The sequence below is a fragment of the Streptomyces sp. NPDC021749 genome, from assembly GCF_040640655.1.
Taxonomy (GTDB): domain Bacteria; phylum Actinomycetota; class Actinomycetes; order Streptomycetales; family Streptomycetaceae; genus Streptomyces.
Genome location: NZ_JBFACE010000043.1, coordinates 35,817 through 53,177, shown reverse-complemented (window position 1 = coordinate 53,177; position 17,361 = coordinate 35,817). Strand labels below are relative to the sequence as shown.

14 protein-coding genes and 1 pseudogene are annotated in these 17,361 nt (G+C 69.5%); 8 read left to right on the top strand and 7 right to left on the bottom strand.

Translation table 11 applies throughout. The features are described 5' to 3' along the window. Position 1: 1 nt before the first annotated feature. The 6 genes and pseudogenes from AB0G35_RS31010 to AB0G35_RS30985 all read left to right on the top strand — a co-directional run bounded on the left by AB0G35_RS31010 (position 2) and on the right by AB0G35_RS30985 (position 4,606). Positions 2 to 1,402 (top strand): enolase C-terminal domain-like protein, encoded by a 1,401-nt coding sequence (locus AB0G35_RS31010; RefSeq protein ID WP_360956360.1) that lies wholly within the window; start codon positions 2 to 4, stop codon positions 1,400 to 1,402. Continuing rightward, positions 1,399 to 2,181 (top strand): SDR family oxidoreductase, encoded by a 783-nt coding sequence (locus tag AB0G35_RS31005; protein ID WP_360956332.1) that lies wholly within the window; start codon positions 1,399 to 1,401, stop codon positions 2,179 to 2,181. The genes AB0G35_RS31010 and AB0G35_RS31005 overlap by 4 nt, the downstream gene beginning before the upstream one ends. Before the next feature lie 56 nt (positions 2,182 to 2,237). Further along, positions 2,238 to 3,224: an aldo/keto reductase gene (locus AB0G35_RS31000; RefSeq protein WP_360956358.1), complete on the top strand. Its 987-nt coding sequence runs from the start codon at positions 2,238 to 2,240 to the stop codon at positions 3,222 to 3,224. Positions 3,225 to 3,338: 114 nt separating this feature from the next. Continuing rightward, a pseudogene (locus AB0G35_RS30995) lies at positions 3,339 to 3,434 on the top strand (lactate utilization protein C); the annotation flags it as partial. A gap of 12 nt (positions 3,435 to 3,446) precedes the next feature. After that, complete coding sequence (locus AB0G35_RS30990; RefSeq protein WP_360956330.1) at positions 3,447 to 3,758, top strand: L-rhamnose mutarotase; 312 nt, start codon at positions 3,447 to 3,449, stop codon at positions 3,756 to 3,758. A 5-nt stretch (positions 3,759 to 3,763) separates the two neighbouring features. Further along, on the top strand, positions 3,764 to 4,606 hold the full coding sequence (locus AB0G35_RS30985) for an amidohydrolase family protein (RefSeq protein WP_360956328.1): 843 nt from the start codon (positions 3,764 to 3,766) through the stop codon (positions 4,604 to 4,606). A 79-nt stretch (positions 4,607 to 4,685) separates the two neighbouring features. Here AB0G35_RS30985 and car read toward each other — a convergent pair whose 3' ends face one another. From car to AB0G35_RS30970, 3 genes are all read right to left on the bottom strand, one after another. Beyond that, positions 4,686 to 8,129 (bottom strand): carboxylic acid reductase, encoded by a 3,444-nt coding sequence (gene car / locus AB0G35_RS30980; RefSeq protein WP_360956326.1) that lies wholly within the window; start codon positions 8,127 to 8,129, stop codon positions 4,686 to 4,688. Between the two features lie 174 nt (positions 8,130 to 8,303). Further along, the gene (locus tag AB0G35_RS30975) at positions 8,304 to 9,497 is read right to left on the bottom strand and encodes a cytochrome P450 (protein WP_360956324.1); all 1,194 of its coding nucleotides are present in this window, start codon (positions 9,495 to 9,497) and stop codon (positions 8,304 to 8,306) included. Between the two features lie 85 nt (positions 9,498 to 9,582). Continuing rightward, a complete protein-coding gene (locus tag AB0G35_RS30970) occupies positions 9,583 to 10,389 on the bottom strand; it encodes an oxidoreductase (RefSeq protein ID WP_360956322.1) in 807 nt (268 codons plus the stop codon). A 347-nt stretch (positions 10,390 to 10,736) separates the two neighbouring features. Here AB0G35_RS30970 and AB0G35_RS30965 point away from each other — a divergent pair, with 347 nt between their 5' ends. Beyond that, positions 10,737 to 11,825, top strand: a complete 1,089-nt coding sequence (locus tag AB0G35_RS30965) for an NADH:flavin oxidoreductase (RefSeq protein WP_360956320.1) — start codon at positions 10,737 to 10,739, stop codon at positions 11,823 to 11,825. 84 nt (positions 11,826 to 11,909) lie between these two features. Here AB0G35_RS30965 and AB0G35_RS30960 read toward each other — a convergent pair whose 3' ends face one another. Next, positions 11,910 to 13,127: a cytochrome P450 gene (locus tag AB0G35_RS30960; RefSeq protein ID WP_360956318.1), complete on the bottom strand. Its 1,218-nt coding sequence runs from the start codon at positions 13,125 to 13,127 to the stop codon at positions 11,910 to 11,912. 154 nt (positions 13,128 to 13,281) lie between these two features. Next, positions 13,282 to 13,767 (bottom strand): hypothetical protein, encoded by a 486-nt coding sequence (locus tag AB0G35_RS30955; protein ID WP_360956316.1) that lies wholly within the window; start codon positions 13,765 to 13,767, stop codon positions 13,282 to 13,284. Between the two features lie 609 nt (positions 13,768 to 14,376). On the opposite strand from AB0G35_RS30955, the gene AB0G35_RS30950 reads away from it, so the two are divergent. Then, a complete protein-coding gene (locus AB0G35_RS30950) occupies positions 14,377 to 15,204 on the top strand; it encodes an NAD(P)-binding domain-containing protein (RefSeq protein ID WP_360956314.1) in 828 nt (275 codons plus the stop codon). Between the two features lie 94 nt (positions 15,205 to 15,298). Here the strand turns inward: AB0G35_RS30950 and AB0G35_RS30945 are convergent, their stop codons facing one another. Together AB0G35_RS30945 and AB0G35_RS30940 are read right to left on the bottom strand one after the other, a co-directional pair. Continuing rightward, entirely contained in the window at positions 15,299 to 15,670 is a 372-nt protein-coding gene (locus AB0G35_RS30945) for a nuclear transport factor 2 family protein (protein WP_360956312.1), read from the bottom strand. Further along, positions 15,643 to 16,686: a LysR family transcriptional regulator gene (locus AB0G35_RS30940; protein ID WP_360956310.1), complete on the bottom strand. Its 1,044-nt coding sequence runs from the start codon at positions 16,684 to 16,686 to the stop codon at positions 15,643 to 15,645. Before AB0G35_RS30940 ends, AB0G35_RS30945 begins: the two co-directional genes overlap by 28 nt. Between the last annotated feature and the right edge of the window lie 675 nt (positions 16,687 to 17,361).

The window sequence follows — 17,361 nt, the reverse complement described above, 5'->3', positions numbered from 1 at the left end:
CATGAAAGCGGCCCTATCAGTGAACAAGGCCCCCGTACCCGTGACCGCCGGCTCTCCCGTAGCGGGGACGCCCGGCTCTCCCCGGATCACCGCCGTCGACACCTACGACATCCGCTTTCCCACCTCACGCGAGCTCGACGGCTCCGATGCGATGAACCCCGACCCCGACTACTCCGCCGCCTACGTGGTGCTGCGCACGGACGCCGAAGACGGCGCCGAAGGGCACGGCTTCACCTTCACCATCGGGCGCGGCAACGACGTCCAGGTCGCCGCCATCGAGGCGCTGCGGCCGCACCTGGTCGGACGGCCGGTCGGCGCGCTGTGCGCGGACCCCGGCTCGGTGAGCCGTGACCTGACCGGCGACAGCCAACTGCGCTGGCTGGGACCGGAAAAGGGCGTCATGCACATGGCGATTGGCGCGGTGGTCAACGCGGTGTGGGATCTCGCCGCCAAGCAGGCCCGCAAGCCCCTGTGGCAACTGCTCGCCGACGCCGCGCCCGAGTGGCTGGCCGGCCAGGTCGACTACCGCTACATCGCCGACGCGCTGAGCCCCGCCGAAGCCCTCGCGCTCCTCGAACGCGGCCGGGAGGGCGCCCCGCAGCGCGCGGAGCGCCTGCGCGCGACCGGCTACCCCGGCTACACCACGTCACCCGGCTGGCTCGGCTACTCGGACGAGAAGCTCACCCGCCTCGCCCGCCAGGCGGTCGCGGACGGCTTCCGGCAGATCAAGCTGAAGGTCGGCGCCGATCTGAACGATGACGTACGCCGCTGCCGCGCCGCCCGCGCAGCCGTCGGCGCCGACATCCGCATCGCGATCGACGCCAATCAACGTTGGAACGTCGACGAGGCCGTCGAATGGACCCGGGCCCTGGCCGAGTTCGACCCGTACTGGATCGAGGAACCCACCAGCCCCGACGATGTCCTCGGCCACGCGGCGATCCGAAAGGCCGTGACCCCGGTGAAGGTCGCCACCGGCGAGCATGTGCAGAACCGCATCATCTTCAAGCAGCTACTGCAGGCCGGCGCGATCGACGTGCTCCAGCTCGACGCCGCCCGCGTCGGCGGAGTGAACGAGAACCTCGCCATCCTGCTGCTTGCCGCCAAGTACGGGGTGCCGGTCTGCCCGCACGCCGGCGGGGTCGGACTGTGCGAACTCGTCCAACACCTCTCGATGTTCGACTACGTCGCGCTGTCGGGGACGACCGAGGACCGCGTCATCGAGTACGTCGATCATCTGCACCAGCACTTCATCGCCCCGGTCCGCATCGAGCACGGGCGCTACGTCACCCCGACCGTCCCCGGATTCTCCGCACAGATGAGGCAGGAGTCCATCGACGCCTACTGCTACCCCCACGGCACGTTCTGGGCCGCCGACGCGGCCGGCAAGGAGGCGAAGGCATGAGTACGCGTACCGTGACCAGCCACGACGGAGAACTGCACGGCCTCAAGGCCCTCGTCACCGGCGGCGGCTCCGGCATCGGTCTGACCACGGCCCGGCTCCTCGCCGCACGCGGCGCCACCGTGGCGGTCCTCGACCTCGAACCCGCTGCCGCGACGGCGCCACTGCGCGGCTACACCGCAGACGTGGCCGACGACGCCTCCGTCAGCACGGCGGTGGCGGAAGCGGCCGCCGGTCTGGGGGGCATCGACATCCTGGTGAACAACGCCGGGATCGGTGCCATCGGCACGGTCGAGGACAACGACGACGCGGAGTGGGAGCGGGTACTGGACATCAACGTCCTCGGCATGGTGCGCACCACCCGCGCCGCTCTGCCTCACCTACGGGAATCGGCGCACGCCTCGGTCGTCAACACCTGTTCCATCGCCGCCACGGCCGGGCTGCCGCAGCGGGCGCTCTACAGCGCGAGCAAGGGCGCGGTCCTGTCGCTGACGCTGGCGATGGCAGCCGACCACGTCCGCGAAGGGATCCGCGTCAACTGCGTCAACCCCGGCACCGTGGACACCCCTTGGGTGGGGCGGCTGCTGGAGCAGGCCGCCGACCCCGCCGCCGAGCGCGCCGCGCTCTCCGCACGCCAGCCGATGGGCCGTCTGGTCACCGCCGACGAGGTGGCGGCGGCGATCGCCTATCTGGCCGGCCCCGGCGCGGCCTCGGTGACCGGCACCGCCCTGGCCGTGGACGGTGGCATGCAGGGCCTGCGACTGCGCCCGGTGAGGCAGTGATGGCAGCCGCGGCGCGTGACCACACCGAACGCGCGGCCCACCCGCCCGCCGGCGCCATGCCGCGACGCGCCCTCGGCCGCAGCGGTGTCGAGGTCACCGCGCTCGGCCTCGGCGGCGCCGCGCTGGCCGGGCTCTACAGCCCGGTCGACGAGGACAGCGCCGCCGCCACCATCGAGGCGGCCTGGGAGACGGGCATCCGCTCCTTCGACACCGCACCGCACTACGGCCTGGGCCTCTCCGAGCGACGCCTCGGCGCCGTGCTGCGCACCAAGCCCCGTACGGAGTACGTCCTCTCCACCAAGGTGGGCCGCCTCCTTGAGCCGTACGCGGGGGGAGGCTCCGACCTGGCGAACGGCTTCGCCGTCCCCGCCACCCACCGCCGTGTCTGGGACTTCAGCGCCGACGGCGTGCGACGCTCCCTGGAGGAGAGCCTGACCCGCCTCGGCCTCGACCGCGTCGACCTGGCCCTGATCCACGACCCCGACGACCACGGCGAGCAGGCGTTCCGCGAGGCCTACCCGGAGCTGGAACGGCTCCGCTCCGAAGGCATGGTGGGAGCCATCGGCGCGGGCATGAACCAGACCGCGATGCTCACCCGGTTCGTCCTCGACACGGACGTGGACGCGGTGCTGTGCGCGGGCCGCTACACCCTTCTCGAACAGCCCGCGCTCGCCGAGCTGCTGCCCGCCGCCGCGCACCGCGGCAAGAGCGTCATCATCGGGGGCGTCTTCAACTCCGGCCTCCTCGCGAATCCCGTTCCAGGAGCCATGTTCAACTACAGTGCGGCCCCAGCCGAGTTGCTGGAGCGGGCGCTGCGGATGCGGGAGATCACCGAGGCGCACGGCGTACCGCTGCGCGCCGCCGCTCTGCACTTCCCCTTCGGCCACCCGGCCGTGGCGAGTGTGCTGACCGGAGCGCGGTCGGCGGCGGAGGTCCGGGACGCGGCAGCACTCCTGAGCACACCGGTCCCGGCCGAAGCCTGGGACCAGCTGCGGCAAGCAGCCCTGCTGCCGGGCGACGTCCCCGTGCCCAAGGCCCGATAGCCATGCGCGTCGCCCTCTTCCGCACATACGGCAACGACATGATGGTGCGGCAGACGGGCAAGGCCGTGCTGAAGGCGCCGGCACACGCCCCACCCTCGCCTCCCTGACCCCTTCCTCTCCGGCCCATCCGCCACCAGTGACATCGCGTCGGAGCGCGCCGAGGGCGTGCACGGCCCGCGCACCCCGGACATCATCGTCGTCGACAGCTGAGGAGTCCCGCCCATGCGCATCGCCCTGCACACCACGGTCCGTGCGGACCGGATCGCGGAGTACGAGGCGGCTCACCGCGACGTGCCGCCGGAGCTGACGGCCGCCATCCGCACCGCCGGGGCCACCTCGTGGACCATCTGGCGCAGCGGCACCGACCTCTTCCACGTCCTGGAATGCGAGGACTACGCCGCGCTCCTCGCCGAACTGGAGCAGCTGCCGGTGAACATCGCCTGGCAGGCCCGCATGGCCGAACTCCTCGACGTCGTCCACGACTACTCGGCGGACGGAGCCACCGCCGGCCTGCCCGTCGTCTGGGAGCTGTGAAGCCCATGGGCATCATCGACGCGCACCACCATGTATGGGACCTCTCCGTGCGCAACCAGGACTGGATCACAGGTCCCGAACTCGTCCCGCTCCGACGCGACTTCCGCCTCTCCGACCTGGAGCCCCAGGCGCGTGCCGCACGCGTCGACCGCACCCTTCTCGTCCAGACGATCACGGTGGCGGAGGAAACCCCCGAGCTCCTGGCGCTCGCGGCCGAGAGCGACCTGGTGGCGGGAGTGGTCGGCTGGACCGACCTCACCGCGCCCGACGTGGCCGAGGAACTGGCCCGGTTGCGTGCCCTGCCCGGCGGCGAGTGGCTGCGGGGCATCCGACACCAGGTGCAGGGCGAGCCGGACCCCTGGTGGCTCACCCGCCCCGACGTGCTGTGCGGACTGCGGGCGGTGGCGGACGCGGGCCTGGTGTACGACGTGCTCGTCCTGCCGCACCAGTTGGGCGCCGCAGTGTCCGCTGCCCGGCGCCTTCCGGAACTCACCTTCGTGCTGGACCACCTCGGTAAACCACCCATCACTTCAGGCCAGTTGGAGCCCTGGTCGCACGCCGTCCGAGACCTTGCCTCGCAGCCGAACACCGTCTGCAAGCTGTCCGGCATGGTCACCGAGGCCGACTGGCGCGCATGGACGGTCGACGACCTGCGCCCTTACGCGGACACCGTGCTCGACGCCTTCGGCCCGCAGCGGTTGATGTTCGGGTCCGACTGGCCCGTGTGCACACTCGCCGCACGTTACGCCGAGGTGGTGGACGCCACCGGTGCGCTCCTCGCGGGTCTGAGCCCTGACGAGAAGGCCGCCGTGTGGGCGGGCACCGCACGGCGCGTGTACGGGCTCTGATCGCCGGGGGCGACCAGTGACCAGTGGCGGCTGAGGATCACGACGTCACTTGCTTCGACCGCTTCGCGGGATTCTCGGATCAGATCAAGTCGAGTCGGCGCAGGTCGGTGACGTACTTGCGGATGAGGGCGGGCGACAGGTGGGGGACGTCCTTGTCGGGGCCGACCCCGGCGGCCTGCACGGCGGCGTGGAACCGCTCGGCAGGGAGGGCTGCGCCAGGGACGCCCTCCTCGGGTTGGGCGAAGGCGTGCAGCAGCGGCAGCAGCGAGTGCTGACGCTGCTTCTCCGGCAAGGCACGGAGCGCTGCCGTGAAGCGGGTGAGCCATGCGGCATGGTCGTCGATCCGCTGGATCGGGTGGCCGGCCTCGGTGAGCCAGCCGACGAAGGTGTCCAGCGAGACACCGTCGTCGTGCGGGTTCAGCACGTTGAAGGTCCGGTAACCCTCGGTGGCCTGCGCGCCCAACGCGGTGATGGCCTCGGCGGTGAAGTCGACCGGCAGACCGTCGTAGTGCGCAACAGCGCCGGCGCGGTAGAACGAGCCCGGTGCGATGCCGGTGGCGACCAGGCTGAGCAGCAGGCGGGTGAACACGTCGGGCACGTTGATCTGCCCGGTGTACCTGCTGTGTGCGAGGACGATGTTGGACCGGAACGTGACGACCGGCAGGCCGCACAGGTCGTGTGCCTCCCGTAGCAGGACCTCGCCGGCCCACTTGCTGGTGGCGTATCCGTTGGCGTAGCTCTGATCGATGCGCCGCACCGGGCTGGTGCTGCGGATGTCGGCGTCCTCGTCGAGAGCGCCGGCCTCGGCTCCGAGCTGCACGGCGACGGTGGAGACGTAGGTGAGGGGCTTCATCCGTGTGGTGAGGGCCAGCCGGATCAGTTCGGCCGTGCCGACGACGTTGGGGCCGAACAACTGACGATAGGGGAGTACGTGGTTGACCAGGGCGGCCGGGTGGACGATCAGGTCCACGGTGTCGGCCAGCAGGTGCCAGGTGTCCTCTTGCAGGCCCAGGTGCGGCTCGCCGATGTCTCCAGCGAGCACCTCCAGGGTCCCGTCGGCCACGTGCCGGAATCGCCGGAGCAGTTCGGCGTCACCGCTGTCGAAGGCTCCCTCCAGCCGCTTCGCCGCGACCACCGCGTCGCTGCCGCGGACGAGGCAGATCAGCTTGCCGCCCGAGGGCGCCAGTCGCTCCAGCCATTCCAGGCACAGGAACCGGCCGAGATAGCCGTTGGCTCCGGTCAGCAGGACGGTCCGCACGGGACCCTCGGGGCGGGGCAGTGCCGGGGCGCCGGCGAGCGTCGCCGTGTCGACGAACTTGTCCAGGGTGAGGTCGGTGGCGCGGACTTCGGTACGGTCATCGCCGTGTACGGAGGCGAACGTGGGGCGTCGTGCCCCGGACCGGCGGGCCGCCTCGATGTATCCCGCCACCCGTGCCAGGTCGTTGGTCGGGCTGATGACCACCCCGACCGGAACCTCGATCCGGAAGATCTCCGTCATCAGCTGGGAGAAGGACAGCGCGGACAGGGAATCCCCACCCAGTTCGGCGAAGTGCGCGTCGGCGCTCAGGTCGGCGTGCGAGCAGCCCAGCAGTGCCTGGGCGGCCCGGCTGACGGTTTCCAGCACCGGCCGGTCCGCCCCGGCGTGCCGTAGTTCGCGCAGTTGCCGGTCCTGGTCCTGGGCGAGTTCGGCGTACCGCTGCTCAAGGGCCTGGCCGTAGCGCTCCTTGAGCCTGGGGCGCAGCAGTTTGTGGCTGTCGGCGAGCAGGCCGTTCTCCGGACTGAAGGGTACGGTCTCGATCAGGACGTCGCGCGGGATCTCGTACGAATGGAGTCCGGCTTCCTTGGCGATCCGCTGGAGCGACTGGCTGAGCAACGGCTTGAGCGACTCGATGTCCTGGTGGCACCCGGCCAGCGCGTCCGGGGTGGGCACCACCACCGCGAGCAGGCAGGCGCGCTCGCTGTTGCCGTACACGTAGATCTGCCGGATGAGGGGGCTGCCGAGGAAGAGGGCTTCCAGTCGGGAGACGGCCACGAACTCACCCTGGGACAGTTTCAAGGTGTCCTTGGTGCGGTCGACGTGGACCAGCCGGTCGGGCGCGAGCTCGGCCATGATGTCGCCGGTCCGGTAGTAGCCGTCCTCGTCGAAGATCTCGGCGGTGAGCTCGGGGCGTTTGTAGTACCCGGGAATCAACGTCTCTGACTTGAGCAGCAGTTCTCCGCGCGGATACGGCTTGTCGGTTCGGTAGTAGCCCAGTTCCGGGACGTCCGCCAGCTTGTAGTCGATCACCGGTGGACGCTGCACCACCGTGTCCAACAGCACCCCGCCAGCTTCGGTGGAGCCGTACCCGGTGTACAGGTGGAGACCGAGGCAGGACTCGACGAAGGCCGCCAACTCGGCGGCCAGCGGCGCGGTTCCGACGAACGCCTTGGCGACCCGGCCGCCCAGGAAGTTCTCCCGGATGTCCTTCTTGACCGCCGCCTCGACGTCACCCGGTTCGCCGGCCCGCCGGTCCAGTTCGCTTTGGTAGTGCTGGAACAGCATGTCGCAGACGCGCGGAACCATGGTCAGCTCCGTGGGGCGGACCAGCGCGATGTCCTCGAACAGAGTGGACAGGTCGCTCTTGGCGGTGAAGTAGCCGACACCGCCCCGGACGAGCGATCCCATCAGCGCATAGCGCCCGGCGAGGTGACTGTGCGGCATGTAGAGGACGCTGATCGCGGGCACATCCGCTGACCCGTAGCTGAACCCGTACCACGCGGTGCCGACCAGCCGCTGTGTGTACATGGCCCCCTTGGGCGCCCCGGTGCTGCCGGAGGTGTAGATGAGCAGGGACAACGGATCGTCGCCCGGCTCGGCGGTGAACAGGGGAGGGGGCGGCAGATCGGTTCCGCCGTCGATCACCTCGGCCAGCGACTCGATGACCACACGGCTGCCGGCCTCGGCCAGGCGCCGCCGGGCGGAGTCGAAGGCGGCGCGCTGGTCGGCGACGTCGGGGTGGTGATCGAACACGATCAGGCGCTGGATCGAGGTTGCCCCGATGACGGCTTCGACGGCCAGGTCCAGGCGCTCGACGCTTGAGGCGAGGACGCGCGGCTCGGACTCGGCGATGATCGGCCTCAGTTGGGACAGCGGCGCGCTGGACTGCAAGGGCACCGGCACCACGCCCACATGGATGCACGCCAGGTCGAGCGTGGCGTAGTCGGTACTGGTGAAGCCCAGGGTGCAGATACGGTCGCCCGCGTCCAGCGGGTACTCCGGGTCGTGGTACCACCGGCCGGCGACCGCGCGGACGCGCGCCCACAGCTCCCGGTAGCTGAGGGTGTCGAAGCGGGGGAGAAGGCGCCCCGTCGAGGGGTCCTTGGCGCGTTCGCCGAGGGCCGGCCGGTCCCCGTAGTTCTCCATGATGGCCGCCATGACCTCGGCGAGTGCCTCGCCCGGATCGACGGATGCCAGAACCTCGGCGAGTCCCGTGCCCCGGTCGTGCACGGGACTCGCCGTGATCGCATCCAGTGGTTCGGCCATGATCAGCTCTCCCGTGGCGTTTCGGTGCTGGTGTGGAGTCGTAGGTGAGGGGGAGTGTCCGTGCGCATTCGGCGCCTTCATGACACCGGGCGGTGTCCCTCCGTGCTGAATCCGTGCGGGAACTGGCGTCGCCTCCGGCCCGTCACGCGGTACGGAGGCGACGTCGTGCGGCCTTCACCAGCTGACCGGCAACGCCGCCACTCCGCGGATGAGGCGCTCGGCCCGCCAGGTCAACTGGTCTGCCGGTACGGCAAGTTGCATACCGGGCAGGCGCTCGATCAGGGCTTCGAGTACGATCCGCAGTTCCAGCCTGGCCAGTTGTGCGCCGAGGCAGTGATGGATCCCGTGCCCGAAGGTGACGTGTGGGATGCGCTCGCGGTGGAAGTCGATTTCCCCGGGCCGGTCGAACACCTCGGGGTCACGGTTGGCCACACCCAGTTCGGCCACCACCGCGTCACCGGCACGAATGGTCTGCCCGCTCAGTTCCACGTCCTCGGTGGCGATACGGGTGAAGCCGGCGGTGGCGCTGATCGGTATGAACCGGGAGAGTTCCTCGACCGCGTCGGGCACCAGAGCGGGGTCGGCGATCAGCTGCTGCCAGAGGCCGGGACGGGTCAGCAGCGTGTAGACGAAGTTGCCGATCTGGTTGGCGGTGGCCTCCTGGCCGGCGGAGAGCAGGCTGACGCCGAGGCTGACCAGCTCCTCGTCGCCGAGCGGGTCCGCCTCGTTCCCGGCGACCAGTTCGCCGAGCAGGTCGTCGGTAGGGGCGGTGCGGCGGACCGCGATCAGACCGGTGAGGTACTCGCCGAGCTGTTCGCGGGCCCGCGCGGCCTGCTCCGGGTCGGACAGCATCAGCAAACCGTCCACCCACTCGGTGAACCGGTCGCGGTCGGCGAGCGGAACGCCGAGCATTTCGCAGATCACCGTGATCGGCAGCGGCCAGGTCAGGGCCGTGGTCAGGTCGGCCGGCGCCCCCGCGGCCATCATGGTGTCGAGCAGGCCGTGCACGGTCTCCTGGATGCGCGGGCGCAACGCATTGACCCGGCGGATGGTGAACGCGTTCGCCACCCGGCGCCGCAGCCGGCTGTGGTCCGGTGGGTCCATGCTGAGCATGGAGGTGCGGGGCAGCCCGACCGCGACCGTGCGGGGCACGTGATCGCCCACGGCGGCGGCGCGGCTGAACCGGGGGTCCGCCAGTACCGTCCTGACGTCCGCGTGCCGGGTGACCAGCCAGCCCTCGCCGCCGAACGGCAGGCGCACGCGCAGCACGGGCTGTTCGCCGCAGATCTCGACCAGCGTCGGGTCCACGTCGAGCCGATGGATCGGACCGAACGGGTAGGCCCGTACGCCTTCCTCTGTCGCGGTCATCGTGTCAGTCCTTTCCATGCTGCCGAGCGGATGCCCGGGGGCTGGGCGCCGGGGGATTCGGGTGGGCAGGAGCCGGATCCGCGCCTCAGGCCAGGCTTGCGGTCTTCCCGCCGTCGATCAGGACGTTGCTGCCGGTGATCCACGACGCGCGGGGGGAGACCAGGAAGCTCACCGCGTCGGCGATGTCCCGGGCCTCGCCCATGCGTCCGAGCGGGATTTCGGCGGCCCACTTCTCCGCGAGGTCGTTGAGGTCGGTGCTGCCGGGGTCGCCGCCGAAGTACTCCACGATCTGGCTCCGCGCCGTCTCCGAGGCCGGTGTGGCCACGTTGCCCAGGCAGACGGAGACGACACGGATGCCGTCCGGCGCCAGCTCGGTGGCGAGACCCTTGCTGTAGGTCTCCAGTGCGGACTTGGCGGCGGCGTAGTGATAGAGCATCGAGTACGCCGCGAGGGTGGCGGTGGACGAGACGTGGACGATGACCCCGCCGCCGCTGTCGCGCAGGAAAGGCACCAGTGCCGCGTTGAGCCGGACCGCGGCGAGGAAGTTGATGTCCATCGTGTACTGCCAGTCCTGTTCGAGGTCCAGCACACTGTGGAACGAGCGGCATCCGCCCGCGTTGTTGACGATGATGTCCACGTCGCCCAGCGTGTCCACCACGGTGTCCGCGAAGGCGCGCACACCGTCGCTCGTGCTGAGGTCGGCCTCGACGAACGTGGCGCCGGAGGGCATCTGCTCGGGCCGGCTCCGGGCGGAGGTGACGACGGCGGCGCCGGCGTCGAGGAAGTTCCGTACGATCGCGGCGCCGATTCCGCGGCTGCCACCGGTGACCACGGCCCGCTTGCCCTCCAGCTCCGGGAAAACCCTTGCAGGGGGACGGTCCTGAGTCGGCATGGGATGCCACCCCTTTTCTTTTTCCGGACAACCGTGTGCACCACACGCATCGGAGGCGGGAAAACCCCGGCTGCAATGAAGAGGGAAAGCCGCGCTCCGGGTGACGACTTGACGCGGAGCCGCCGCCCCCACTATCCGCGCCCCCCGTTGACATGGTCAAGCTCATTCTTTCGATGCAATGCATCGCATGATGCGATGCCACGTCCCGGCACCTCCGCGCTTTTTGTTTCCGGCTGGACGGTGCGGCCAAAGATGCCGATAATCGTGCACCGTCCAAGTGCGGCCACGAATTTCTCGCACAGCCTGAGAATTCTTCGCCGGATTGGTGTCGACAACTGGGAGGAAAAATGGCGGTTCTGCATGAACCGTTCACCGTGGGCGACCTCACGGTCCCCAACCGGATCGTGATGGCCCCGATGACCAGAACGGCATCCCCCGGCGGTGTGCCGGGCCCGGATGTGGCGGAGTACTACGCCCGTCGGGCGGCCCACCAGGTCGGCCTGATCATCACCGAGGGCACCTACGTCAACCGCCCCGCCGCCGGTGCGTATGACCACGTGCCCCACTTCCACGGCGAGCAGCCCCTCGCCGGCTGGGCCCGCGTGGTGCGCCGGGTGCACGAGGCCGGCGGCAGGATCATTCCGCAGCTGTGGCACACCGGAGTCGCCCGCACCGCGACCGATCCGCCGGCCGAGGGCCCGTCCGGGCTCGGACTGGACGGCGCCCCGGCCGGAAGGACGATGACCCACCGGGACATCGACGAGGTGGTGGCCGCCTTCGCGGAAGCCGCCGCGACCGCCGAGCGACTCGGGTTCGACGGCGTCGAGCTGCACGGCGCGCACGGCTATCTGATCGATAATTTCCTGTGGAGTGCCACCAACCGGCGTACCGACCGCTACGGCGGCGACCCGGCCTCCCGCGCCCGCTTCGCGGCCGAGGTCGTGCAGGCCGTCCGCGCGGCCGTCGGTCCGGGATTCCCGGTCTTCTTCCGGCTCTCCCAGTGGAAGCTGGGCCGGTACGAGGCCCGCACCGCAGAGAGCCCGGAGGAACTGGCGCAGCTGCTGACGCCGTTGGCCGACGCCGGGGTCGATGTGTTCCACGGCTCCACCCGCCGCTACTGGCTGCCCGAGTTCGAGGGCAGCACCCTCAACCTGGCCGGCTGGGCGCGCAAGCTCACCGGCAGACCCACCGTGACGGTCGGCTCGGTCGGCATGGACCAGCAGTACGGCGAGGGCGACTTCACCCAGGGTTTCACCGGGCCGTCGGGGGCGACCGGCATCGACGAGCTGGTGGCCCGCCTGGAGCGCGACGAGTTCGATCTCGTGGCTGTGGGCAGGTCGCTGCTGGCCAACCCGGACTGGGCGGCACTGGCACTGCGCGGTGAACTGGCCCGGGCCGTCCCCTACGAGCCGTCCATGCTCCAGACCCTGGCCTGACCGCGGTGGGCGCCCCAGACCCGCCCACCGCACCGAACCGGCCAAGCTCCGTGTGCGCACCGGCGTACCGGCCCGGCTCGGTCGTCACCAGCCGACCGGCATCCTCCGCAGGCCGTAGACGATGTCGTGGAGCTTGAAGTCGGCCTGTTCCAGAGGTCTCGCCAGCCGAAGCCCGGGGAGACGGCGCAGCAGTGTGGTCAGCGTGACCTGCAGCTCGATGCGGGCCAGTTGGTGGCCGATGCACTGGTGCGGGCCGAGACCGAACGCCAGGTGGGTGCGGGCCTGCCGGCCGAGGTCGAGGGTGTCCGGGGCGGCGTATACGCGCTCGTCCCGGTTGCCGGACGGGATCGCGGCGATCAGCCACTCTCCGGCCGCCACCGCCGTGCCGTCGACGGTGACGTCTTCGGTGGCGTACCGGAGCAGTCCGAACTGGATCACCGAAAGGTAGCGCAGCAGCTCCTCCACGGCGGTGCCGACCGTGTCCGGGGCGGCCCGCAGAGCGGCCATCCGGTCCGGGTTCTCCAGCAGCACCAACGTGCTCAGCGCGATCATGTTGGCGGTCGTCTCGTGCCCGGCGACCAGCAGCAGCCGCGCGAGGTTGACCAACTCCTCGACGGTCAGCGGCCGGTCGGACGCGTTACCGCGGGCGATCAGCCGGCTCAGTATGTCGTCCCGCGGCTCGGTGAGCCGTTGCTCGATCAGTTCACCGAGGTAGCGGTCCAGCCGCCGGTTGGCGGCGTCGCGGGTGGCCTCGTCCGCCTCGAAGCTGATCAGTACCTCGCTGTCGCGTTCGAACGCCTCGTGGTCGTCGTAGGGCACGCCGAGCATCTCGCAGATCACCAGCGAAGGGATCGGCAACGCGAAGTCCCGTACCAGGTCGGCGCCCGACCCGGCGAGCATCGCGTCGAGGTGCTCGTCGGCGATCTTCTCGATGGGCTGCCGCAGGGCCTCCATCCGCCGTGCGGTGAACTCGCCCATCAGCAGCCGCCGTAGCCGCAGGTGCTCCGCGCCGTCCAACTGGATCATGAAGCCCGGCGCCGGGTCGCTCATGGCGTAGGACGGCAGCATGTGATTCGACCCTGCGGCGCGGGAGCTCAGTCGCGGATTCGCCAGCACTTCCCGGATGCCTTCGTACCGGGTGACCAGCCACGCGTCCATTCCGGCCGGGCAGCGCACCAGCGACACGGGGTCTTCGCTGCGCAGCCGGGCGTGGGTCTCGTCGGGGTCGAAGGGGCAGGAATCCGGTCTGGTGACCGGAAATTCGGGGACTGCGGAACCGGAGGTGGTGCGGGTGTTCGTCATGGGGGGACAACTCCAGGATGTGGGGAGAGACGCGCAGCGCACGAGGGGCCGCGACAACGTGCGTTCCGCCCTGTGCCGCCACCGGCGGCTCCCGTGCGGAGAGGGGGCCCAACGGCCGATCCGTGCCTGCGGCAGTGTGCCGAGCGGCAGGACGTCACCTTCCGTCCGCGGCCTCGGAAACCGCGATCGGCTTCGCGGGTCTGCCGGTTGGGCGACTGAAGCGCCGAACCATGGGGCGTTCGACCATCGTGTAGAGGGCAGCGGCGAGGGCCATGCTGACCGTGACCGTGAACAGAATGTGGAACAGTCTCGTTGACAGGGACGCGTGCACTGCTCCGCCCGTGGCGTGTACGGCATCGATCGGGCCGTACTGAATGACGAGGTAGTGCACGATGTAGAGGGCGAACGAGATCTCGCCCAGCCAGACCATGATGCGGCCGCTGAGCGGCGTGCGCGCCGCGCGCAGGTCGGCGCTGGCGCCTGCGGCGATGACCAGGGCGAGCGCGAACGCGGTCGGCCCGGCGCACAGACGGAAGATACCGGGCAGGTGGGACTGGACCAGCACACAGCTGATCGCCAGGAGAAACGCCGGCGCCATGCCCAGGCGGATCCGTTTGCCGGTGATCACGATGCGTGCCATCAGGATGCCGAGGACGAATTCGAGAATCCCCGACCGGCCCGAGGGCCGTGAGCAGATACGGCAGGCCAGGGTGCATCGTTCCTACGATGTGGCCGGCCAGGTGAGAGACCACCACGGCGAAGGCCGCGATGAATCGCATTCCGGTCAATGACGGCAGATCTCTCGGACGAGCGGACGGTTCCAGCGTGGGCATAACAGTCCCTTCGGGTTGATGTGCCATGACCTCGTTCACGGGCCCTGAACCGAGCCGTAGGGCGACCGGCTGCTGCGGTCGGACAAGGAAGTGGTCGGACAAGGAAGATCAGTGATTTCCCGCACGCGCCGCCGCGAACCGTTTCCGAATCGTGGTTCAGGAAATCGGGAGTCCTGCGATGGGGACTCGTCCGCCGACGGTCCGCGTCGCGTTCCCTGCGGAGGCAGTGACAATGCGGATACCATGGGGTGCCCGAGTGCGGAATTGGGATTTTCGCGCCAGTTGGCCGCGCTGCCGCGGAAACGGCTGAAAGAACTCTCAACGGTCCCGTTGACGCGGTCAAGGTGATTATTTCGATCCAACGGATCGCCAAATGCGATCCAGCGGACTGGACATGGTGATCGGCAGGACCGATATTGAGCGGACGCACTCGGTGGCCCACACGGCCGCACAGCGGACGTGGCGGGCAGGGAAAGAGCCGTGGGACGAGGCGCCGCTTATTGCCGGCCGCCGGCGCTGACGGCGGGTCAGGACGTTACGGGTGTCGGGCCGGCAGGCAGTTTTCGCAGCGGAAGGTCACATTCATGAAGATCGGCATCATCGGAGCGGGCAACATCGGCGGCAACCTGACCCGGCGGCTCACCGCCCTCGGGCATGAGGTGTCCGTGGCCAATTCACGTGGTCCGCAGACGCTCAGGGCACTCGCCGAGGAGACCGGCGCCACCCCGGTCGCCGTGTCCGGGGTGGCGCAGGACGCCCAGGTCGTCGTGGTGGCCATCCCCCTCAAAGCGGTACCCGAGCTGCCCGCCGGATTCCTCGACAAAGCGGCGCCGGGCGCCGCCGTCATCGACACCGGCAACTACTACCCGCAGCAGCGCGACGGCAGGATCGCCGCCATCGAGGACGGACTGCCCGAGAGCCGATGGACCGAGCAGCAGATCGGGCACCCCGTGATCAAGGCGTTCAACGGGACGTACGCCCAGGACATCCTGGACCGGGGCCGTCCCCGGGGCAGCGAAGGCCGTCAGGCCCTGCCGGTCGCCGGTGACGACGCGGGGGCCAAGCAGACCGTGCGCGACCTCGTCGACGAACTCGGCTTCGACACCGTGGACGCGGGTGGTCTGGACGAGTCGTGGCGCCAGCAGCCCGGGACCCCGGTCTACGGGATCCGGGGCGAGGTCGACGTCATCGTGACGGCGTTGGCGGCGGCCTCGCCGGAACGCACCAGGGAGTGGCGTGCCTGACTCCGGCCACGGGGTGGAGCCGCACTGCGTCCCGGCGCCCTCACGTCCGGACGGGCCGTCGCTCAGGAGCGTTCTTCGAGAGGGGAAGGCACGATCATGACGCCGTGCCCGGCGGCACGGGGTAGACGTACTCCTCGATCCGGTCGATGAGGTCGCCCGCAAACCGGAAATACAGCAGAGCGTGGATCTCCTTGTGAGACCCGTCGGTCATGTTCAGATGGAGCACCTGCTGCTGGAGCACCTCGTTGGCGTTCTCGAACTGGCGGCTCACGTCGTACCGCAGCGAATCCACGGTGGCGACGAAGGTATGGAACTGTTCCATCCTCTCGTCGATCACCTGCTCGTCCTTGCCGTCGTTCTGCCACACGGTGGCCCGGTCGGTACACATCGCCCGGGCGCCGGAGAAGTCGTACCTCTCCAGGCGTCGCAGAAACTCGTCTACCTTCTCGCTGAGGTTCTGTTCCATTTCGAGTCCTCATCTCTGGGATCGTTCGTACCGGGTCGGGTACGTGAAGTAGCGGCGTAGCTGATCGAGATCGCCGATCGCAGCACTTGCAGGAAGGCTGCACCACGGCTGCTCATGGAGAGACCTGGCATCATGGCCACACCGAGGGATGACGCAGGTGCGCCGTCGACGATTTCGACGGCTCGGAGCTTTTCGCCGTCCAGAGTCGTTGTGTTCGCAGCGCGTTGATACATCAACGCGAACCCGGCACCAGCGGCCACCAGCCCGCGCATGGTCTCCAGGGTCGTCGTCCTGATCACGTGCGGCATACGGATGCCGGCGTTGGCGCACAGCTTCTCGAAGTGACGCAGAACGGAAGGGGAGTCCAGGGTGACGAGTGGCCGCGTGACCAGGTCGCCCAAAGCGACGGAGCCGTTCTTGCCGCTCGGATCACCCTCGGCCAGGAGGGCGTAAACGGGCAGGTCGACGAGTGGGTGAAAGCTGGATTCTGCTGACAGGAAGTCATACGTCACCACCAGCTCGCATCGGCCGTCCTGCAGGAGTTCCAGAAGTCGTTCGGCGGATGCCTCGTGCACGTTCAACTGCAGTGCCGCATGACGTTCTTTGGTCATCCGGTAGGCCAACGGCAGCAGAAACGGGGCGATCGGAAAGAAGAAGCCGACGTCGAGCTGGCCCGCAGTGTCGCTCATCAGGGCAGCGCCCTGGGCCTTGAGGTTCCTGGCCTGCCCCAACAGTGTGTGCGCCTCCCGCAGCAAGCGCCGACCGCTTGGAGTAAGGGTGACCCCACGGGCGTGATGGCGAAGAAGCAACTGCACGCCCAGATGGCGTTCCAGCCGCTGCAGGGCCGAAGAAATCGTTGACTGCGAGGTGCACAGCTGCTCTGCCGCCTCGGATATGTTGCCGAGCTCAGCCGATACCACGAAGTACCGCAATTGGGTAAGGCTGAAGTTCAAGTGATCGGTCACAGTGCACATCCGGAGAAACTTTCCTGGAGTCTGACTGTTGAGCAGCGCCACCCCGGGCCGCCCCGCCGAAGGCCCGGGCGGCGGCCTGGAGACCGCCCAACCAACCCCTCGCACGGGCGGGTTCGGGGCGGCCGGGGACGCTACGCCGGTGAGGTGCGGGACAGGGCGCGTTTCCCTTCCCTCACGCCACCGCAGTCATCGAAGGCCTTGCGGCAGTTCTCGATGGCGGTGCTCCCTCCGACACCGGGCCGTTCGGTCACGGCATGGTCCTTCCGGTTCAGTTGAGCGCGCTCCCGGGCCGGGAGCGTTGGCCTGTCCTGATCGAAACAGCACGGGGCGGCCCGCGTCTGCCCCCGAGATGCAGAACTCGCACCGCGCTCCGGACCGCCGGTCGCCCAGCCCAGGCGGATAGGTCTCCCGGACCGAAGGGAGTCGCCGAATTCGCTCCCGGGGACATTCCACCGGTCGTGCTCGCCGGATCTACTGGGCGCGAACGCCCCAGCGACAGCTGCGCGGCCGAACGGAGCCCCATGACCATGTCCCACCGCGGTCGAACGGATCGGCGATCCCGAAACGCGCGCGATGCGCGACGTACCGGCAGTGGTGACCCGAGTCGGCACCCTCGCGCACCGGTCGGCTGCACGGTGCGCACCTTGACCTCTGTGCCGCGGCCGGCCCGCCCGCGCCGCCTGCGCCGGCCGCCCGCCGTGCGCTGCCGGCCCGCCC